General features: G+C 65.4%; 17 protein-coding genes. 8 read left to right on the forward strand and 9 right to left on the reverse strand.

The features are described from left to right. Positions 1–32 precede the first annotated feature (32 nt). Positions 33–3,452, reverse strand: a complete 3,420-nt coding sequence (locus F3H95_RS20340) for a DUF3971 domain-containing protein (protein ID WP_149747346.1) — start codon at positions 3,450–3,452, stop codon at positions 33–35. Between the two features lie 113 nt (positions 3,453–3,565). On the opposite strand from F3H95_RS20340, the gene bcp reads away from it, so the two are divergent. From bcp to F3H95_RS20365, 5 genes are all read left to right on the forward strand, one after another. Further along, positions 3,566–4,033 (forward strand): thioredoxin-dependent thiol peroxidase, encoded by a 468-nt coding sequence (gene bcp / locus F3H95_RS20345; protein ID WP_142880849.1) that lies wholly within the window; start codon positions 3,566–3,568, stop codon positions 4,031–4,033. Between the two features lie 14 nt (positions 4,034–4,047). Beyond that, on the forward strand, positions 4,048–4,905 hold the full coding sequence (locus F3H95_RS20350) for a ferritin-like domain-containing protein (protein WP_149747347.1): 858 nt from the start codon (positions 4,048–4,050) through the stop codon (positions 4,903–4,905). Between the two features lie 114 nt (positions 4,906–5,019). Then, a complete protein-coding gene (locus F3H95_RS20355) occupies positions 5,020–6,351 on the forward strand; it encodes a M23 family metallopeptidase (protein ID WP_244618087.1) in 1,332 nt (443 codons plus the stop codon). A gap of 175 nt (positions 6,352–6,526) precedes the next feature. Next, positions 6,527–8,023, forward strand: coding sequence for a DEAD/DEAH box helicase (locus tag F3H95_RS20360; protein WP_142880846.1), 1,497 nt, complete (start codon positions 6,527–6,529; stop codon positions 8,021–8,023). A gap of 9 nt (positions 8,024–8,032) precedes the next feature. Then, positions 8,033–8,452, forward strand: a complete 420-nt coding sequence (locus tag F3H95_RS20365) for an NUDIX domain-containing protein (RefSeq protein WP_149747349.1) — start codon at positions 8,033–8,035, stop codon at positions 8,450–8,452. A gap of 6 nt (positions 8,453–8,458) precedes the next feature. On the opposite strand, the gene F3H95_RS20370 is transcribed toward F3H95_RS20365, so the two are convergent. The 7 genes from F3H95_RS20370 to F3H95_RS20400 are packed head-to-tail and all read right to left on the reverse strand — an operon-like array spanning position 8,459 to position 14,100. Continuing rightward, on the reverse strand, positions 8,459–8,782 hold the full coding sequence (locus F3H95_RS20370; protein WP_149747350.1) for a TfoX/Sxy family protein: 324 nt from the start codon (positions 8,780–8,782) through the stop codon (positions 8,459–8,461). A 5-nt stretch (positions 8,783–8,787) separates the two neighbouring features. Then, positions 8,788–10,422: a molybdopterin-binding/glycosyltransferase family 2 protein gene (locus F3H95_RS20375; protein WP_149747351.1), complete on the reverse strand. Its 1,635-nt coding sequence runs from the start codon at positions 10,420–10,422 to the stop codon at positions 8,788–8,790. Further along, positions 10,419–11,117 carry an XdhC family protein gene (locus F3H95_RS20380; protein WP_149747352.1) on the reverse strand — a complete coding sequence of 233 codons (699 nt, stop codon included), beginning with the start codon at positions 11,115–11,117 and terminating at the stop codon, positions 10,419–10,421. Before F3H95_RS20380 ends, F3H95_RS20375 begins: the two co-directional genes overlap by 4 nt. Further along, positions 11,117–11,437: an XdhC family protein gene (locus F3H95_RS20385; protein ID WP_149747353.1), complete on the reverse strand. Its 321-nt coding sequence runs from the start codon at positions 11,435–11,437 to the stop codon at positions 11,117–11,119. The genes F3H95_RS20380 and F3H95_RS20385 overlap by 1 nt, the downstream gene beginning before the upstream one ends. Further along, positions 11,434–12,690: a VWA domain-containing protein gene (locus tag F3H95_RS20390; protein ID WP_149747354.1), complete on the reverse strand. Its 1,257-nt coding sequence runs from the start codon at positions 12,688–12,690 to the stop codon at positions 11,434–11,436. Before F3H95_RS20390 ends, F3H95_RS20385 begins: the two co-directional genes overlap by 4 nt. A gap of 3 nt (positions 12,691–12,693) precedes the next feature. Then, positions 12,694–13,623: a MoxR family ATPase gene (locus F3H95_RS20395; RefSeq protein ID WP_142880839.1), complete on the reverse strand. Its 930-nt coding sequence runs from the start codon at positions 13,621–13,623 to the stop codon at positions 12,694–12,696. A gap of 27 nt (positions 13,624–13,650) precedes the next feature. After that, positions 13,651–14,100, reverse strand: coding sequence for a flavin reductase (locus F3H95_RS20400; protein ID WP_244618095.1), 450 nt, complete (start codon positions 14,098–14,100; stop codon positions 13,651–13,653). Between the two features lie 208 nt (positions 14,101–14,308). Here F3H95_RS20400 and F3H95_RS20405 point away from each other — a divergent pair, with 208 nt between their 5' ends. The 3 genes from F3H95_RS20405 to purB all read left to right on the forward strand — a co-directional run bounded on the left by F3H95_RS20405 (position 14,309) and on the right by purB (position 17,579). Then, positions 14,309–15,403, forward strand: coding sequence for a branched-chain amino acid ABC transporter substrate-binding protein (locus F3H95_RS20405; RefSeq protein WP_149747356.1), 1,095 nt, complete (start codon positions 14,309–14,311; stop codon positions 15,401–15,403). An 80-nt stretch (positions 15,404–15,483) separates the two neighbouring features. Further along, positions 15,484–16,161: a ribulose-phosphate 3-epimerase gene (rpe, locus tag F3H95_RS20410; RefSeq protein WP_142880836.1), complete on the forward strand. Its 678-nt coding sequence runs from the start codon at positions 15,484–15,486 to the stop codon at positions 16,159–16,161. Positions 16,162–16,277: 116 nt separating this feature from the next. Continuing rightward, on the forward strand, positions 16,278–17,579 hold the full coding sequence (gene purB / locus F3H95_RS20415) for an adenylosuccinate lyase (RefSeq protein WP_149747357.1): 1,302 nt from the start codon (positions 16,278–16,280) through the stop codon (positions 17,577–17,579). 89 nt (positions 17,580–17,668) lie between these two features. Here the strand turns inward: purB and F3H95_RS20420 are convergent, their stop codons facing one another. Then, the gene (locus tag F3H95_RS20420; RefSeq protein ID WP_149747358.1) at positions 17,669–19,324 is read right to left on the reverse strand and encodes a tannase/feruloyl esterase family alpha/beta hydrolase; all 1,656 of its coding nucleotides are present in this window, start codon (positions 19,322–19,324) and stop codon (positions 17,669–17,671) included. Between the last annotated feature and the right edge of the window lie 136 nt (positions 19,325–19,460).

The raw sequence follows: 19,460 nt of genomic DNA on the forward strand, positions 1-19,460 counted from the left end.
AGTGATAAAACCCGGCCGTTGCGCCGGGTTTTTCATTGGAACTCGAAGATCTGACGGAAGACGCCGGGCGCGATGATCGATAGCGGATTGATTGCCAGCTTCGGCTGCGCGAAAGGCCCGGTCAGCTTGAAGGTGATGCCGAGCAGGCCGCGGTCGCGGCCGTTGCCAAGGATGGCGCCGACGATGGGCAATTCGGCAAACAGGCGATTGAGACCATAGGCCGGCATGAACGTGCCGGTCATGTCCATGTTGCCCCGCGCATCACGCAGCATGCCCTGGAAGGTCGCGCCGATTTCCTCGCCCCGCACCACGCCGTTTTCCACCGAGAGCGACCGGTCGCGATAGACGACGCGGGCAAAGCCGCGCTGGAATTTCTGCGTGCTGACGTCGATATCGCGTTTCACGGCCGAGTTCAGGCTGCGCCCATCCTCGCCCACCGGCGTCGAGACCATCGATTGCAGCCGGCTTTCATTGACAAGCGAGAAGCTGCGCAGATCCACGAAGCCGCTCCAGTTGCCATCCGGGCCGTTGTCGATGCGGATGTTCAGCAGGCCCCCGCGCATATGGTCATAGAGATTGGTGAAGCGGGCGACAGCGCCGGCATCACCGCTCGTCAGCGTGATCGTCTCACCGCGATCCGCCTTGCTCGTCTTGCCGACCACCGCCTGGCCGCTGCCGGTCACGCCGGTCAGGTCCAGCTCCCGCAGGTGCCCGTTGTTGACGAAGAGCGAGACATTGGCGCTGGCAAGCTTTTCGTCGTTGAAGCCGACCAGCCGGTCAATCTTGCCGCGCACCCGCGCACCGCCGTCCGCGCCGGACTTGCCGTCGCCGACCGGCCCATCGCCCTCCGCGCGAAGCTTGGCCAGAACCGGACGCAGGTCAGCCGAGGCGCCGGAGAGCGTGACGTCGTAGATGCGCCCCTTGCCACGCTTGAGCGACAGCGCGAAGTCATCCCCGGGCGACAGTTGCATCTGCGAGAAATCCGCCGTTGCAAGCCCCGCATCGTCCATGCGCAGATCGCCGCGCAGGCCGAATCCGTCGCCGGTCAGCTGCAGCTTGTGCACATCGGCGCCCTTGTCCTTCTCGGTCAGCTCGAAGGTGGCTGTTGCCGGAATGCCGGCGCCCTTGCTCCAGCCGACGACGGGCAGCGACAGGCTTGCCTTGGTGAGATCGAGCTTGATACCCTGCCGGTCACCATCCAGGCGCGTCACTTCCGCGGCAACCGGTCCATCCACCACATCGGAGAGCCCGGGCGCCAGCTTGTTGCGCTGCTCGTTCGACAGCGTCGCCTTCACCACAAGCTGCCGGTCGGCAGTCTTCGCCTTGTTGAAGGGCTCCACCAGCATGATGTCCGCCGGAACCGTATCGATCGTGCCGTTTGCCTGCAGGCGTGCGGCTGTCCCGTCGACATCGAGGGTGCCCTTCAGATCAGCCACCGTACGACCGGCCAGCGGCTTGCCGATGCTGACGCCGTTGAGGTCGATACTGGCGGAAAACTGCGGCGGCGGCGGATTGTGCGCCTTGATCAGGCCAAAGCGCGCCTTCACCGAGGCTTCCGCTTCGCCACGGAAATCCTTGGCGACGAAATCCGTGTCCTTCAGCGCGTCAATCGGCTTGAAGGTGGAAAGCTCTGCCAGCGCATCGGCAGCCCCCGTCACATCCAGCGCCAGATCGGCCATCAGAGGCTTGGCATAGGTGGAGGCTATGGAGAAGGTGCCGCCGGTGGCCGTCACACTGCGACCGGACGGGAAATAGGAGTTGGCATCCTTGATGGCGACGGTCAGTTGTGCGCCATGCAGATCAAAGTGGCCCGCCAGATTGCGGACCGGCGGCATGTCGCCCGGCAGGTTAAGGCGGGTATCGGCAATATCGAAGGCGATGCGCAGCTCGTTGGCATCGAGTTCCATCGGGATGCCCGGTCCGTGCATGCGCCCGGCCGGAATGAAGACCGCGATCGATCCATCCGTCACCTCGCCGCCAAACAGGCTGGAGACAGCCCAGTCGCGCGCCTTGCGGGCCATCCAGAACGGCCACAGTTGCTTGACCGCCGCCACCTCCATGCGTGGCAGTTGCGCACCGAACGAAATCTCCGGCGAAACCTTGCCGGGAAACCGTATCTTCAGAGAACCCGCCATCTGTCCGGACGGGCTGGACACCTGCATGGAATCGAACTGCAGTTCGCGCGCTGCGGTCAGATAGCGCCCGCTGGCCTGCAGGTCGAACAGGGTCGGCTGTTCGCCGCCGCTGGCCGCCTGCGCATGACCGCCGCTGACCAGGAGGTCGAGGCCATAGCCGGGGCGCTTCTCCGCCGGGTTCAGCCGGTCGAGATCGATGATGGCACCGGAGACCGGCACCACCGTCGGCCCAAAACGCAGGCGAGAGGGCAGGATCTCGATGGAATTCTTGGCAAAATCATAGGTGGCGCTCACTTCGGCGCCTGACAATTCCTGCCCGACGCCATCGAAATAGACGGTGCCCGGCGTGTGATGGATCGTCGCCTTGATGGCGGGATCCGCCTCCGTGGTGTCGCGGGTCGCGTTGAGATCCATGTCGATGGCGCCCTGCAGCCCCTCGCGCGGCTCGCCATTGTCGTCCTTTTGCAGCAGGAACGGGGTCAGGTCGAGGCCGGAGAGACGGGCAGCCAGCGCACGAGTGACGCCGTTGATGGCGTTCGACTGGACACTGAGCGCCGCGCGATGACCCTCCAGTTCCATCACCCCGTCAAGCGCCACCTGCCCCTTGTCGGTGAGGGAGAGCCTGAGGTCATCAATCATCAGCCGCGCCACATGGCCGGTATGGTCCGGTGGAAAGCGGATCTCGATGCCGGAGAGGCGCACAAGCCCCGTGCCGGTGCGTTCGATCAGGCCGCGCGCCTCGTCCAGGCGCTGGAATGCCTGTTCCAGGGCAAAGGGCAGACTGTCGATCCGGGTCTTGGACAGATCCATCGGGTCGCTGGCCGGCAAGAGCGCGGTATCCAGCGAAATGTCATGGGCGGAAATGCGCCGGATCGACACGCGACCACTGGCAAGCGCCAGCGGATCGATCGCCAGGCGCACCGCACCCGTGCGCGTCAGATGCGCGCCGCTTGCCACTTCCACCACGTTGACGTCGCGTGCTTCGAGCGCCAGGCGAAAATCACTGGAAAACCGAAGTACGGTGGAGCCGACCGTTGCCCGGTAGCGGGGCCCGATCGCGTCGTTGAGGGCCGACTGGGCCCGTGCGTTCAACGTGCTGTCGATGGTGCCCGTTTCGATGGCGAAGAAGCCCGCGCCGGCCGCAAGGCCGCAGATGGCGAGGAAGATGAGGAAGAAACGCATGATTGTTCCGGCGCGCGTCGACGGCGCCGGGCAGTGCACGATCAGCGGATCATGCGCCTGGGCGGACGGCAATTCGTGCAGCGCCACCAGATCCTTCTGGCGGAACGTGACCTTTTCCCCTCTTATTTCCGCCATGCTCTCCCATTCTCGGCATCACACCCGATTCGGGTGATCTGGACCAATTCCGCGCCAGTATATACGCATTGCGGCGACAATTTCCCAACATGCAGGCGAAAGAAAGGAAAACCATGTCCGAGCTCGTAAGCGGCATGCCCGCCCCGGATTTTACCCTCCCGCGCGACGGTGGCGGCACCATCACGCTCTCCGACCTCCGCGGCAAGCCGGTGGTGGTCTATTTCTACCCGAAGGACGACACCAGCGGCTGCACCACCGAGGCTTTGCAGTTCACCGCACTTTCCGGTGAATTCGAAAAGGCCGGTACCACCGTCATCGGCATTTCGCCCGATTCTGCGGCCAAGCATGACAAGTTCATCAAGAAGCACAACCTGACGGTCGCGCTTGCTGCCGACGAGGAACAGGTGGCTGCCAACGCTTATGGCGTCTGGAAGGAAAAGAGCATGTACGGCAAGAAGTACATGGGCATCGAACGCTCCACCTTCCTGATCGCCGCCGATGGCAGCATCGCGCGCGTCTGGCCCAAGGTGAAGGTCGAAGGCCATGCCGAGGAAGTGCTTGCGGCAGCACAGGCCCTGTGACAAAGGACGGGGCCATGACCGAGGCCCCTTCCACCGCGACTGCCCCCGTGGCGCTTCCTCACATCGCGTCGCTGCGCGGCGGCGCGATCGATGCCATTTCTTCTCAGGATCTGACACTGAAGACGGCGCTCGCCCAGGAGACCGCCATGCGGTGGTTCGCGCGGCGCCTGTCTCTGCGCTCGCCTCTCGATCCGCCACTGCCGGATCGGCCAGGGCGGCCCGACAAACCGGAACTCGTGCCGCCGAAATTGGTGGAGAAGCGTTCCCTGCATACCGTCAAGGGCCGCATCGCCATCCTGCATGCGATCGCCCATATCGAACTCAATGCGGTCGATCTCGCGCTCGACATCGTTGCCCGTTACGCCACCGAACCGGTGCCCCATTCCTTCTTCGACGGCTGGATGCAGGTGGCCTTCGAGGAGGCCAAGCATTTTCGAATGGTCAGGACCCGTCTTAACGATCTTGGCGCCGATTATGGCGACATGCCCGCCCATGACGGCCTGTGGCAGGCAGCGCATGCCACCCGCAACGACCTGACGGCCCGGCTGGCCGTCGTACCGCTCATTCTGGAGGCGCGCGGCCTCGACGTGACGCCCTCGCTGCAGGCCAAGATGCGCGAAACCGGCGATCACGAAACAGCGGCCGTGCTGGACGTGATCTACAACGACGAGAAGGGGCATGTGGCGATCGGCGCGAAATGGTTTCGCTTCCTCTGCGCCCGCGAGCGCAAGGATCCCGCCGCCACCTTCAAGGATCTGGTACGGGCCAATTTTCGCGGCGCACTGAAGCCGCCGTTCAACGATCTCGCCCGCGCCGAAGCGGGGCTGACGCCATCCTTCTACCGCTCGCTGACGTCGACCAGCAATGCCTGAGCGCACCGGGATGGGAGGTCCATAAGCACTACCTGATTTAACGCGACATTAACCTTAACGGTTTCTACTCCCCGGGGCGGATGAGGCATCAGCAAGCCTTTCCGGGAGATGAGCGTGGCCAAGCCGAAAAAAAATCACATCTTCGACGCAGGTCCGTCCAGGCCAGTGCTGATTCTCGCATCCGGCGAGCGTATCCGCCACATGACCATCCGGCCCGTGATGACGATCGCGGCGGCCGGCCTCTTCACGCTCCTGACCGTCGGCTCTATCGGTTCCGCCGCCTACCTTGCGTGGCGTGACGATCTGCTGGGGGCCGCCTCCGAGCGCCAGGCGCGCCTGCAGCAGGACTATGAGGATCGCATCACGACGCTTCGCGCCGAAATCGAACGGATCACCTCGCGGCAGATGATCGAGCAGCGCACCGTGCAGGCCCGCATGGACCAGTTGCTCCGGCAGCAGACTGCGCTTGTCTTGCGTCACGACAAGCTGGAAGGCCTGGTGCAACGCGCCGAAGCCTCGGGCCTCTCGGTCCCGGAGACGGCCGATGAGCGGGCGCAGCCCTTGAGCGCGTCTGCCTTTGCCCCTGCCGGTGCGGCGGATCGGACCGGGCGTGCCGCAAGCGAGGGGATCCGGGCGATCGACAGGCTTCTCAAACCGGACCTGCGCCTTGGCGATCACGCCCCATCCGCTACCGGATCCTCCGCGCAACCGGCAAAGGATGCAGCAAGCGCCACGCTGTCGCGCGTGTCTCTTTCGCTCGATGCACTCGACCAGCAGCAGCAGGCGCGCGTCTTCAGCCTGACCCGACAGGCCGACCGCACGGCGGATGCCATCGCCACCATCATGCGGCGGACCGGCGTTTCAGTCGGCCTTGCGGCGGACGGACGCAGCCAGAGGGACAAGGGCGTTGGCGGCCCGTTCGTACCTCCCCTGAAGGACGGGATGATGGATGACAGCTTCGACGCTGCTGCGAGCGCGCTCGACGTTGCGCTGACACGGCTTGAAGCGGTGCGTCGCGCGGCAACCACCCTGCCCTACGGCAATCCGGCCCCCGGTCGCGAGATCACCAGCGGTTTCGGCAACCGCATCGATCCCTTCCTCGGCCGCCTTGCCCTGCATGCGGGCGTGGATTTCCAGGCCGAGACCGGCCAGCGCGTGCGCAGCACCGGTGCCGGACGCATCGTAGCCGCCGGCGAAAGCGGCGGCTATGGCAACATGGTGGATATCGACCACGGTCAGGGCCTCGTCACGCGCTATGGTCACCTCTCCCGCATTCTCGTGCGCGAGGGCGATGCCGTGGCTGCCGGCGACGTGATCGGCCTTGCCGGCTCGACCGGCCGCTCCACCGCCCCGCATCTGCATTACGAGGTGCACCAGGACGGTGAGCCGATCGATCCGGCCACCTTCCTCAATGCCGGTCTGAAGCTGAAAGCCTACCTTCAGTAACGTCGTATTGACCCAAACAGCCGTTTTACTGCGACGGATTCGCCATTCGCGACCGCAAACGTGCAGTTTTCTTGACTTTGCAGAGCGCAGCCCTTATGTCGCGGCCATCGTCGGACGCGTAAGCGGTTCCGACTCACAGCGTTCTTCAAGAACCGGAACGGAAATAGTTTTCTCTTTGACGACATTTGCTGATCTTGGCCTGAGCCAGAAAGTCCTTTCCGCAGTGACCGACGCGGGCTACACGACGCCCACGCCGATCCAGGCCGGTGCGATTCCGCCCGCCCTCCAGCGCCGCGATATTTGCGGCATCGCCCAGACGGGCACCGGCAAGACCGCTTCCTTCGTGCTGCCGATGCTGACGCTTCTCGAAAAGGGCCGGGCCCGGGCGCGCATGCCGCGCACGCTCATTCTGGAACCCACCCGCGAACTGGCGGCCCAGGTTGCGGAAAATTTCGAAAAGTACGGCAAGAACCACAAGCTCAACGTCGCGCTTCTGATCGGCGGCGTGTCCTTCGACGAGCAGGACCGCAAGCTGGAACGCGGCGCCGACGTTCTGATCTGCACGCCCGGCCGCCTGCTCGACCACTGCGAGCGCGGCAAGCTTTTGATGACGGGCGTCGAAATCCTCGTCATCGATGAAGCCGACCGCATGCTCGACATGGGCTTCATTCCGGACATCGAGCGCATCGCCAAGATGATCCCGTTCACCCGCCAGACCCTGTTCTTCTCGGCCACCATGCCGCCGGAAATCCAGAAACTGGCCGATGCCTTCCTGCAGAACCCGGAACGCATCGAGGTGGCGCCGCCCTCCTCCACCGCCAAGACCGTGACGCAGCGGCTGGTCGCCTGCCACAACAAGGATTACGAGAAGCGCGCAGCACTCCGCGATCTCATCCGCGCCCAGGACGATCTCAAGAACGCGATCATCTTCTGCAACCGCAAGAAGGATGTCGCCGACCTGTTCCGTTCGCTCGACCGCCACGGCTTCTCCGTCGGCGCGCTGCACGGAGACATGGACCAGCGCTCGCGCACGACGATGCTCGCCAACTTCAAGAGCAACAACATCACGCTGCTGGTGGCCTCGGACGTCGCGGCCCGCGGCCTCGACATTCCCGATGTCAGCCACGTCTTCAATTTCGACGTTCCGATCCATGCGGAAGACTATGTCCACCGCATCGGCCGCACCGGCCGGGCGGGACGTTCCGGCGCTGCCTTCACACTGGTGACACGCAGCGATACCAAATTCCTCGATGCCATCGAAAAGCTGATCACCCAGAAGATCGAATGGCTGAACGGCGATCTCTCCGCCCTGCCGGAACCCATGGAAAGCCACGACAGCGGTCGTGGCCGGGGTGGCAAGGGCCGCGAGCGCGATCGCGACCGGGGCCGTGACAAGCGCGGCCGCAAGCCTGATACCCGTGCCGCAGAACCGGTTGCGGATGTCGAAGAGAAGATCATCGAAACGAGGACGGAAAGCGTGGCAGCAGAACACCAGAAGGCGGATCATCGCAGGCAGCAGCACGGTGGCCGCAACCATGGTCGCCCCAATCCGGCCAATGACGATCACCGCGAGCGCCGCCGCCGCCGTGACGACGATGACGGCCCGACGCCGGTCGGTTTCGGCGACGATATTCCGGCCTTCATGCTGATCGTTGCCAACGCCAAGGGCTGATTGCAGCCCATGTCCGCCAGGCCAGGGATTGATTTTCCGGGCGTCGGTTGCGGCCTCGTCATCGAGCGCGCCGACGGTCACATCCTGCTGTACCGGCGCGTGAAGGCGCCGGAAGCGGGCCACTGGAACATTGTCGGTGGCAAGGTGGATCCTATGGAGCATTCCGCCGCGGCTGCATGCCGCGAGGCGGAAGAGGAAACCGGTCTTTCCATCGGTTCCGTTGAATTCCTGTGTCTGTCGGAACAGATCATCGAAGCGGATGGCCAGCACTGGGTTTCGGTGATCTACCGGACCCGCGACTTTACAGGCACGCCGCGCCTTACCGAACCCGACAAACTTTCGGAACTCGGCTGGTTCTCGCCGGATACGCTGCCAGAACCGCTCTCCCGCTTCACCCGCGACGCCGTTGCGCATCTCGGCAAGGTCTGACGCGCCTTATTTCGTGGCCGTGCGCACGCCAGCCTCATAGGCCAGCCGCGCCCATTTCCCCATCACGTCCGGATCATCGAGCGCCTCGTCGGGCACGCTCCAGTAGGGCATCAGCACGGGCTTGCCGGTCTTGCCTTCGTAGGACCATTGACGGGCGCCGGCTTCTGCAAACAGCAGCGCCGTTTGCGCATCGGCCTTCAGCATCAGCTCGTCACGGAGTTCGAGGGCAAAGATCACGCCGTGATGATAGATGCCCTTGCCGCCGAACATGCGTTTGATGGTAACCCGCCCCAGCGGCTCGAACAGTTCCTCGATCGCCTCGTTGTCCATGCCTCTTATCCCCGCAACAGGCCGCCGGCGGCGGTCACCGCATCCGGCGTGTCCACATCGAGTTGTGCGGCGTCTCCCAGTTCCACATCGACGATCGGCAGGCCGCAGGTCTCGATGACGTGGCGGGCGCCGACATCGCCTTCCAGCCGCATCAGCGCATCGAAGGTGGCGCGTGGCAGGATCACCGGATTGCCGCGCTTGCCGCCACTGACCGCCCGCACGATGGCATTGCCGTCGGCTGCGCGAAAGGCCGCGCAAAGGCGTGAGAGATCCTCTTCCGTGAGGCCCGGCATGTCCGCCAGCAGCACCATCACGCACGCCACTTCGGCAAGTGCCGGCTGGCGAAGCCCGGTGCGGATGGAGCTCGCCATGCCGCTTGCATGATCCGGATTGTCGGCAAGGACAAGATCGAGACCGTCAAGCGCTGTACGGATCTCCCCGCTGCGATGGCCGGTGACCGCCACCAGCGGACCGTCGAGCACCGAGAGGGCGCGAGAGGCCACGCGGCGCACCAGCGGCATGCCGTCGAACTCGGCCAGAAGCTTGTGGCCGGCCTCGCCCATGCGGCTTGCGCGGCCCGCCGCCAGCAGCAGGCCTCCGATGACGAGCGGTGCGTTCGGTCGGGAGAGACGCTCGCGCGGCTGTGGACGTGTCGGAATTTCCATGAGAAGGCCCCCCACGCCCAGTGCGGAAAGATCGTCGGCCACCGGGCGTTCACCGGCCAGCAGACGGTGCAGCACCCAGTCAAAACCGTTTTCCTTTGGCGAGCGCGCACAGCCCGGCGCGCCGATCATCGGCACGGCACCGTGATAGCCGAGCACCAGAAGATTGCCGGGATCGACCGGCAGGCCCACCTGCTCCACCCATCCGCCGGAAAGCCGCATGGCCTCCGGCAGCACATCGCCGGCATCGACCACGGCCGATGCTCCGAAGAGGATGACGAGGCGAGGCAGGCCGGTCTCCGGCGCGCGCAGTGCCGCTTCAATCGCGCCGGCCACCGCATCGGCGCGGTGGGGCACCCGGTGCTCCGAAACCAGCCGGCTGCCGGATGGACGGAGCCGGCGGCGCAGAAGATCCGCCGTCTTGTCCAGCACGGAGGATTTCAGCACCGGCAACTCGGTCTGGATCAGCGTCACGGCAAAGGAACGATAGGCCTTCAGCGCAATCGCCTCACCTTCGGCCAGCACGGCGCCCGCCCGCTCCACCGCGGCCCCCGGTACGGCGAGCGGAATAATCTTGACGGTCGCCACCATGGCCCCGGCCGGCACATCGGCGCGGTCGTTGAGACAGGCAAGCGTGATGGCCGGATCGACGCGGTTGAAGCGATCGACCAGCGTGCGATCGGCACGGAAGAGGCCGTTTTCGGTGGCGTGAATATTGACGCGGCCCGTCGATGCCGGGGACAGCCGAAGGCCGGGTCCCGCGAGCGCCGATGCCAGCCGCTCGGCCGCCGCATCCTCGGTCAGATCGTCAGGATCGAGAACGGCGACGGCGACTTCCGTCACGCCTGCAGCCGCCAGCCGTTCCACATCGCCCGCCGAGAGAATGGTACCCTTGGCGATACGCCCTCCCTCGACGCTGACGCCATGTGCCAAAATCGCGCCCTCTGCCCTGTCCAGCGGCACTGTCGAAAAGATCATGCGGCCGCCCCGGACAGGCTGCGACGACGGAAGGCCTCAACGATCTCAGCCAGGATGGCAAGCGCGATTTCCTGCGGGCTTGACGCCCCGATATCGAGCCCGATCGGCGCGCGGATGCGCGCGATCTCGTCGGTCGAGAGACCCACTGCAGCAAGACGTTCCACCCGCTTCGCATTGGTCTTTCGGCTGCCGAGCGCACCGACATAGAAGCAGCCGCGCCGCAGCGCTTCCGCGAGCGCGAAATCGTCGATCTTCGGATCATGTGTCACGGCGGCCAGCGCGGTGTAGGAATCGAGCGGCCGCGTCGAAAGCACGTCCTCCGGCCAGTCGGCCACCAGATCGACACCCTCGAAGCGCTCGGCCGTTGCAAAGGCGGTGCGCGGATCGATGATGGTCAGATCGAAGCCGACCACGCCGGCCAGCCGCGCCAGCACCTGGGTAATATGGACGGCCCCGATTGCCACGATGCGCGGCGGGGGCAGGTGCACGTTGAGAAACAGGCTGCCTTTTTCCGTCTCGACGAGACCGGACTTGCCGGAGAGGAATGCTGCCCTCACCGCATCCGCCAGATGTGGCGGCAGGGTACCGCCCTCCTCCAGCACCTCGCTCCGGCCGCCTGCGATGTCGGTCACCAGCACGGCGGCGCGGCGGGCGGAACGCGCGGCATTCAGCCGGCGAAGAGAGGCAAGATCCATCAGCCGAGCCTTTCCACATACACCCGGATGCGGCCGCCGCAGGAGAGGCCGACGCGCCAGGCGGTCTCGTCGGCAACCCCGAAATCCAGCATCTTCGGTTGACCGCCTTGCAGCACCTCGAGCGCCTCGGTGATCACCGCACCCTCGACGCAGCCGCCGGAGACGGAGCCCTCGAAATTGCCCTCGCCATCGATCACCAGATGGCTGCCCACCGGACGCGGCGCCGATCCCCAGGTTTCCATCACGGTGGCGATGGCAACGGCACGCCCCTCGGCCGCCCAGCCCTCCGCCGTCAGAAGCGGGTCAAGACCATTGCTCATGCGGCACTCCTTTGCAGAAATCGGCGCGGATCGGCAGCGCGGCCTGTCTCGCCGCTCAGTGCGGCAGCCAGTGCGCCAAGAGAATCCAGATTGTGGACGGGTCGGAATTCGTCCACATGCGGCAGCATGGCCCGCACGCCCCGGGCGCGCGCGGCAAAGCCCTCGAACCGCAGCAGCGGATTGAGCCAGATCAGCCGGCGGCAGCTGCGGTGCAGCCGGTCGATCTCGGTTTCCAGCACGTCCACCCCGTCGCGCTCCAGCCCGTCGGTGATCAAAAGAACCACCGCGCCGCCACCCAGCACGCGACGCCCCCACAGCCGGTTGAAGTCCTTCAGCGTCTCGCCGATCCGGGTTCCACCCGACCAGTCGCGGACAGAGGCCGTGCAGGCATCCAGCGCCGCATCCGGATCGCGCTGGCGCAACTGGCGGGTCACGTTGGTCAGCCGTGTGCCGAACAGGAAGACATGCGTGCGACGGCGCTTTTCCATCAGCGCATGCGCGAAATGCAGGAAAATGCGGCTGTACTGGCTCATCGAGCCGGAAATATCGGCGAGCACCACGAGAGGCGGCGGACGGCGGCGCACGCTGCGAAACTTCGGCAGCATCATCGCGCCGCCGCTGCGCATCGCCTGGCGCAACGTGCCACGCGGATCGATCCTGGCCGGGCGGGTCGATGGCTGGTAGCGGCGCGTCGCCACCTCCGCAAGCGGCAGCACCAGACGCGCAATCGCCCGGCGCGCTTCGCCAAGCTCTGCGGCCGTCATCTGCGCGAAATCGGTCTGCCGCAGCACGTCGGAGCCGGAGGCCGTGAAGCGGGCATCCGTCTCCACCTGGGGTGGCGCTTCCCGCTTGGGCGCCCTCTGCTGGTGTCCCAGCAGCGAATCGCTGACGCGGGCGGCGGCCGGCTTCGGCTTTTCCCTGTCGCGGCCATCGGCCACTTTTGGCGACATCATCTGGATCATCTTTTCCACGAGGTCGCGCTTGCGCCAGAACAGGCGAAAGGCCTCGTCGAACACCGCCATGTCCTCGCGCCGCTTGACGAAGACGGCGGCGAGTGCCGCATGAAACTCCTCGCGCGCGCCGATGCCCACGGCCTCGACCGCCGCCATGGCGTCCAGCGTCGCCTGCGGCGAGGTTTTTAGACCGGCGCGGCGCAGCACCCGGGAGAAATGCAGGATGTTGTCCGCAAGCTTTCCCTCGCCCACCTGAACCGGCGGCAGAATGGCACCATCGCCCGTGGAGGAGTGCACCATGGCTCAGCCCGCCGCCAGAAGTTCGGCGCGGATGTCCGACAGGATGGCCTCGCCCTCGCCGCCGCGGATGCGGGCAATGTCTTCCTGGTATTTCAGCAGCGTGCCGAGCGTGTCCGAAATCGTTTCGGGATCGAGCGCCAGCCGGTCGAGTTCGGTGAGCGCGGTTGCCCAGTCGATGGTTTCGGCGACGCCCGGATTCTTGAAAAGATCAATGGTGCGCAGCCGCTGCACATAGGCCACCACCTGCTGCGAGAGCGCAGTCGCCGCACCCGGCACCTTGCGTTTCAGGATCGCCAGTTCCTGCGCGGCATCCGGATAATCCACCCAGTGGTACAGGCAGCGGCGCTTCAGCGCATCGTGGATCTCGCGCGTGCGGTTGGTGGTGATGATGACGATCGGCGGCTCGGCCGCGCGGATCGTGCCGAGTTCGGGGATCGTCACCTGAAAATCCGAAAGCACTTCCAGCAGGAAAGCTTCGAACGCCTCGTCGGTGCGGTCGAGTTCGTCGATCAGGAAGACGGGGGCTGCCTCTCCGGCGGCGGCAAGCGCCTGCAGCACCGGGCGGCGGATCAGGTGACGCTCCGAATAAAGGCTGGTTTCCAGGCGGTCGCGGTCGGCAAGGCCTGCGGCTTCCGCAAGCCGGATATCCAGCATCTGCGCCGGGAAATTCCATTCGTAGACGGCCGAGGCGACATCCAGCCCCTCGTAGCACTGCAGGCGGATCAGCGGACGGTTTAGCCCGCGCGACAGGGCCTTGGCGATCTCGGTCTTGCCGACACCGGCCTCGCCTTCCAGAAACAGCGGTCGCTTCATCCGCAGCGCGAGAAAGATCACCGTCGCAAGGCCTCGGCCGGCCAGGTAATCCTGCCCCTCCAGCAGGGCAAGCGTCTCATCGATGGAGGCCGGCAGCAGGTGCTGGATGTCTGAGGACATGATCGTTTCTCCCGTCAGCCAGCAAGCCTACAGCGCGTGAAAGGTGCGGTCCAGATAGACCAGCGCCGGATTGACCGGCCCGAAATGCAGATCCACCACCTGCCCGAACAGCACGATATGGGTGGACATGCGGCGGATGTCGATCAGCCGGCAGTCGAAGGCGACCAGCGCATCGGAAAGGATCGGCGCGCCGGTCGACAACATCGTCCATTCGGCGAGCGCAAAACGCTCCTCGACCGGCAGGCGGTCGAAACCGGCCAGCGCCCGGGCAAGCGCCTGGTGATGGGCGGCGAGCGTGTTCAGTGCAAAGCGGCCGCTGGCCTCGAAAATGGCATTGCTTTCATTGCCGGCATTGAGGCAGGCGAGAACGGTTGCGGGATCGTCGGATACAGAACAGGCGGCCGTCACCGTCACGCCGCGCCGCAGGCCCTGCCACTCGGTCGTCACCGCCTGCACATGGCCGGCATAGCGCGCCATGCCGTTGCGGTAGACCGCAGGTTCGATCAGCCTCGGTTCGGCCTTTTCGGAAATCGTCACGCTTGGCATCCTCCCCGCCGCGACCACACGCTATCATATGGGAAGGTTTCCGGCCCTTGTCCACGCCCGCGCCGGATTTGCGCGGGGCATGCCGAGGAGGCCACGAATTCCGCTTTGCAGCGGCACGCCGTCCGGCTAGAGGTGAAGCATGCGCGACGTTGACACATCTCTTCTGCGAAAGACCGGGGCGACTGCCCTGCTCGCTGTCCTCCTGGCGGTCGCCCAGCCGGCGGCGGCGGCCAGCATCGGCGTGGTCGCGCCGCAGGATGGCCCCTATGCGCTGCTCGGCCAGCAGATCCTGCGCGGCGCCCGCGCCGCCGTGTCGGCCGGCGATACGCTGGTGCCCGTCGCCGAAAGCTGCGAACAGGGCAGCGGCCAGGCGGTGGCGGACAAGCTGCGCCAGGCGAAGGTCACGGTTGCCATCGGCTTTCTCTGCGTGGAGACCCTGTCCGCTGCGTTGCCTAAGCTCAAGGATGCCGGCATCGCAGCGATCACCGTTTCTGTGCGCTCGCGCATCCTGATGGAGGATGCGGCGCGCTATGGCTGGCCCCTTTTCCGGCTCGGTCCCGTCGATGGCGACGAGGCCAACACGCTCGCCGAAACCATCCTCACCCGCTATCAGAACCGGCCGATCGCGCTCGTCGACGACGGCACCATCTATGGCCGCGAGCTGACGAGCGCCGTGCGCCAGAAGCTGGAGGCCGGCGGTATCAAGCCGGTCTTCACCGATGTCTTCCGTCCCGGGCAGGAGCAGCAGCTGGCGCTGGTGCGCCGGCTGGTGAAAGCCGGTGCCACGCATGTGGTGGTCGGCGGCGACCGTGGCGACGTCGCCATCCTGGCCCGCGATGCGGCAAACGATGGCGCGGGCCTGTTCTTCATCGGCGGCGACGTGATGCGCGCCGCCGACCGGCCGATCCCGCTGCGCGAGGGTGTGCTCGCCGTCGCGCTGCCGGATTATGCGAACCTGCCGCAGGCCGAGGCCGCAGCCGCCGCTCTGCGTGCCACCGGTTTCGAGCCGGACGGCTATACGCTGCCCGCCTATGCCGCCCTGCAGGTGGCCAGCGCTGCGGTGAAGGCTGCGGACGGCAAGGGCTCGGTGGCCGCTGTTCTGCCCGGGCTTTCTGTGCAGACGGTGATCGGCGAGGTGCAGTTCCGCGCAGACCATGAACTGACCCGCAATCCCTTCCTGCTGCAACAGTGGACCGGCAGCGGCTTCGAGGTGCTGGGTCCCCCGACGCAATAGCATGGGCCTCGCGGATTGTGCCGCCGTGCCAGCGATGTTAAGCGGACCTCGCGATCCAACAGCCGCCGGAGGAACCCGTCATGACCCTGCCCATCCGCATCGCCCCGTCCATTCTCGCCGCCGATTTTTCAAAGCTCGGCCAGGAGGTGCGTGATGTCGTGGAGGCCGGCGCCGACTGGGTGCATCTTGACGTGATGGACGGGCATTTCGTGCCGAACATCTCCTTCGGGCCGGACGTCATCAAGGCGCTGCGCCCGCACACCACCGCCTTCTTCGACTGCCACCTGATGATCGCACCGGCCGATCCCTATCTGGAGGCCTTCGCCAAGGCCGGCTGCGACAGCATCACCGTGCATGCCGAGGCAGGCCCGCACCTGCACCGCTCGCTGCAGACCATCCGTGCGCTCGGCAAGAAGGTCGGCGTGACGCTGAACCCGGCAACCCCGCTTTCCGTGCTGGAAAACGTGCTTGATGATATCGACCTGATCCTGATCATGAGCGTCAATCCGGGCTTCGGTGGCCAGAAATTCATCCCCGCGATGGTGGAGAAGATCCGCGCCGCCAAGGCGATGATCGGCGCCCGCCCCATCGAGTTGCAGGTGGATGGCGGCATCACGGCCGATACCATCGGCGCTGCAACGGCCGCCGGCGCCAACGTGTTCGTGGCGGGCTCCGCCGTCTACAAGGGTGGCAGCATCGAGGCCTATCGCGCCAATGTCGCTGCCCTGCGCACCGCCGCCGAGTCCGCCCGCGGCTGACAGGCGCGGCACCGACGATCCTTCCGCCCCGCCATCCTGTCGCGCCGCCCACGTTGAGCTTGGCGGCGCTTCTTGCTAAAGCGGGGCCAATTTCCGAAACCGCCAAGGACCCACCGATGATCCCCCGCTATTCCCGGCCCGAAATGGTCGCCATCTGGTCGCCCGAGACCAAGTTCCGCATCTGGTTCGAGATCGAGGCCCATGCCTGCGACGCTCTGGCCGACATCGGCGTGATCCCGCAGGATGCCGCGCGGACCATCTGGGAAAAGGGCGGTGCGGCAGAGTTCGACGTGGCCCGCATCGACGAGATCGAGGCCGTCACCAAGCATGACGTCATCGCCTTCCTCACCCATCTGGCCGAATTCGTCGGCCCCGATTCCCGCTTCGTGCATCAGGGCATGACATCGTCGGACGTGCTCGACACGACGCTCAACATCCAGCTGGTACGCGCCGCCGACATCCTGATCGCCGACATGGACCGCGTGCTGGCGGCGCTGAAAACCCGCGCCTTCGAGCACAAGGACACGATCCGCATCGGCCGCAGCCACGGCATCCATGCCGAGCCGACCACGATGGGCCTCACCTTCGCACGCTTCTATGCCGAGATGGCGCGCAACCGCGCCCGCCTGGTCCATGCGCGCGCCGAAATCGCCACGGGTGCGATTTCCGGCGCCGTCGGCACCTTCGCCAACATCGATCCGCGCGTCGAGGAACATGTCTGCGCCAAGCTCGGTCTGGTGCCGGAGCCGGTCTCGACACAGGTCATCCCGCGCGACCGCCACGCGATGTTCTTCGCGACGCTTGGCGTAATCGCCTCCTCGATCGAGAATGTGGCGATCGAGATCCGCCACATGCAGCGCACCGAAGTGCTGGAAGCAGAGGAATTCTTCTCGCCCGGTCAGAAGGGCTCGTCGGCCATGCCGCACAAGCGCAATCCTGTTCTCACCGAGAACCTGACCGGTCTTGCGCGTCTGGTGCGCATGGCGGTGGTGCCGGCGCTCGAAAATGTGGCGCTCTGGCACGAACGCGATATCTCGCATTCCTCCGTCGAGCGCGGCATCGGCCCGGACACGACGATCACGCTTGACTTCGCGCTGAACCGGCTTGCCGGCGTCATCGAGAAGCTGGTGATCTACCCGGACAACATGATGAAGAATCTCAACAAGTTCCGCGGGCTTGTTCATTCCCAGCGCGTACTTCTCGCGCTGACCCAGGCCGGCGTTTCGCGCGAGGATGCCTATCGTCTCGTGCAACGCAACGCCATGAAGGTCTGGGAAGACGGCAAGGATTTCCTCGAGGAACTGCTGGCCGATTCGGACGTTCGCGCGGCCCTTTCGGAAGAGCAGATCCGCGAGAAATTCGACCTTGGCTACCACACCAAGCATGTCGACACGATCTTCAGCCGCGTGTTCGGCTAACCTCTTCATCCTGAATCAAAAAATCAGCCGGGGCGGCCAACCGCCCCGGCTGATTTGCATTTCAGGCATCCCGAATGGATCGCCGCCACTTACCGGCAGGCAAAACGGCTCTCGTCATCCGCCGCAGCGCCGGTGAAGCGGGCCACCTGCGGATAGGGGCAATAGAGAGTGCGCTTGCCGTTGAGGCCCTCGGCCTCCTTGTTGGCGGGCGTGATGCCGGCCGCCACGGCGCCGGGCGCCTTGCCCTGTTCCACCCAGGCGACCAGCGGCGAGAGGAAGTCGAAATCGTCATAGGACGGTCCGCCCGCGCCATGCGGCATTCCCGGAATGCGGTAGAGTTTGACGAAATCGCCGGCCTTGCCGCCATTGTTGGCATCGAGCTTGCGGTACCAGTTGACGGTGTCGAGCACCGAAAACACCGGGTCGGCATTGCCGTGGAACACGATCATCTTGTGCCCGGCATCGCGGAACGCCTTCAGGTCCGGATTGTCGCTTCTGGGCGGGATCATGAAATCCACGGCGGATTCGGTGAAGGTCGCATCCTTCGCAAACACCTTGGGCGCATCCCGGTCAAAATCGAAGCCGAGAAGATAGGCCTGCAATGCATCGGGCGTGCCACCCACGGGCGTCGGCGGCGTTGTGAAGACCTGCGCCAGCGAAGCCGCGCCCATCACGCCGATGATCGGCTTCCTGCCCCAGGCATCCACGGCGCTTTCGAGCTTCCAGCCGCGCCAGTTGGCAGAGGCCATGCCGGGATCCCAGTCCCATTCGCTGTAAAGCTGCTCGCCCTTGCTGTTGCGGGGGCCGGCATGACTGGTCTTCAGCGCGGTGATCTGCGCGGCGGAGAGGCAGCCGGTATCGCCCGCCTTGGTGCATTCCAGCGTTTCCGGCTTGAACGCCGTCTGGCAGGCGTCGGGATCGCCCACCACCCCGTCGGCAAGACCATCGAGACTGTCGCAAGCCTTCAGGATGCCCTTGGCCAGCACGGCCATGTCATCGCGGCTGAAGGCCTTGGCGATATCCGGATTGACCTTCGTCCAGGCCTGCACATCGAGCGCATGCTGGATGGCGGCCTTCGGCAGGTTGAGGCCGGGATAGCCAGCAAGAAGCCCGTCGAATTCGCCGGCAAGGCGGCTTGCCGCCATCAGCGCATGGCGACCGCCGTTGGAGCTGCCGATGCCGTAGGTGAAGGCGATCTTTTTCCCGTAATAGGTCTCGACCAGCTGCTTTGCGAGCGGGTTCAGCGTCGCAACGGCGGTATAACCGTAATCCCGCCTGGCCTGCGGATCGAGGCCGAAGGCAGCGCTGCCGGCAATGCCCTTTTCCGGCGCAGCCTTGCCATCATGGCCCGCATCGCTGGAGACCACGGCGTAGCCGCGGCCAAGGGCCGTATCCTTCTTGTTACCACCGAGCAACGGCCCGAGGGCCGGCACCACCACGCCATCATTGCCGCCGTTGAACTGGTGCACGAAGCGGCCGTTCCAGTCCTTTGGCAGCCTCAGTTCGAAGCGGATCGCATAGGTCTTGCCGTCGACCCCGGCCCTGTCCGGCGTCTTGCCGCGCACCAGGCAATGGGCAACCGGAATGTCGTCGGTTGCCGGCGTTTCCACCGCCTCCGTGACCTGAAGGCCGGCCGGATGCTGGCCATCGCGCAGCAGGCCGGCGCAATCAGCTGCCGCGAGCGCAAGCTGCGGCACAAGCGTGACGACCAGCGCCGTCCCGCCCAGAAAAAGGGCTTTTCTCATGAATTCCTCCCAATCCATCGGGCTGCCGGCAACTCCCCTTGGGCAACCCGGAGGCGAGATTAGCATCGGGACATCGGGCGATATAGTATGTGTTGCATATTATTTTTTGACAAAGCCGTGATGGCTCTCTCTTGAC

The sequence above is a fragment of the Rhizobium sp. RU35A genome (assembly GCF_900156005.1).
In the GTDB taxonomy this organism is placed as follows: domain Bacteria; phylum Pseudomonadota; class Alphaproteobacteria; order Rhizobiales; family Rhizobiaceae; genus Neorhizobium; species Neorhizobium straminoryzae.

Bases quoted from the DNA above. Each gene is read 5' to 3' on its own strand.
- F3H95_RS20420 (WP_149747358.1), bottom strand. From the start codon at position 19,324: ATGAGAAAAGCCCTTTTTCTGGGCGGGACGGCGCTGGTCGTCACGCTT.
- F3H95_RS20400 (WP_244618095.1), bottom strand. From the start codon at position 14,100: ATGGCGCGCTATGCCGGCCATGTGCAGGCGGTGACGACCGAGTGGCAG.
- F3H95_RS20375 (WP_149747351.1), bottom strand. From the start codon at position 10,422: ATGATCTTTTCGACAGTGCCGCTGGACAGGGCAGAGGGCGCGATTTTG.
- F3H95_RS20340 (WP_149747346.1), bottom strand. From the start codon at position 3,452: ATGGCGGAAATAAGAGGGGAAAAGGTCACGTTCCGCCAGAAGGATCTG.
- rpe (WP_142880836.1), top strand. From the start codon at position 15,484: ATGACCCTGCCCATCCGCATCGCCCCGTCCATTCTCGCCGCCGATTTT.
- F3H95_RS20380 (WP_149747352.1), bottom strand. From the start codon at position 11,117: ATGGATCTTGCCTCTCTTCGCCGGCTGAATGCCGCGCGTTCCGCCCGC.
- purB (WP_149747357.1), top strand. From the start codon at position 16,278: ATGATCCCCCGCTATTCCCGGCCCGAAATGGTCGCCATCTGGTCGCCC.
- F3H95_RS20365 (WP_149747349.1), top strand. From the start codon at position 8,033: ATGTCCGCCAGGCCAGGGATTGATTTTCCGGGCGTCGGTTGCGGCCTC.
- F3H95_RS20385 (WP_149747353.1), bottom strand. From the start codon at position 11,437: ATGAGCAATGGTCTTGACCCGCTTCTGACGGCGGAGGGCTGGGCGGCC.
- F3H95_RS20350 (WP_149747347.1), top strand. From the start codon at position 4,048: ATGACCGAGGCCCCTTCCACCGCGACTGCCCCCGTGGCGCTTCCTCAC.
- F3H95_RS20395 (WP_142880839.1), bottom strand. From the start codon at position 13,623: ATGTCCTCAGACATCCAGCACCTGCTGCCGGCCTCCATCGATGAGACG.
- F3H95_RS20405 (WP_149747356.1), top strand. From the start codon at position 14,309: ATGCGCGACGTTGACACATCTCTTCTGCGAAAGACCGGGGCGACTGCC.
- F3H95_RS20390 (WP_149747354.1), bottom strand. From the start codon at position 12,690: ATGGTGCACTCCTCCACGGGCGATGGTGCCATTCTGCCGCCGGTTCAG.
- bcp (WP_142880849.1), top strand. From the start codon at position 3,566: ATGTCCGAGCTCGTAAGCGGCATGCCCGCCCCGGATTTTACCCTCCCG.
- F3H95_RS20370 (WP_149747350.1), bottom strand. From the start codon at position 8,782: ATGGACAACGAGGCGATCGAGGAACTGTTCGAGCCGCTGGGGCGGGTT.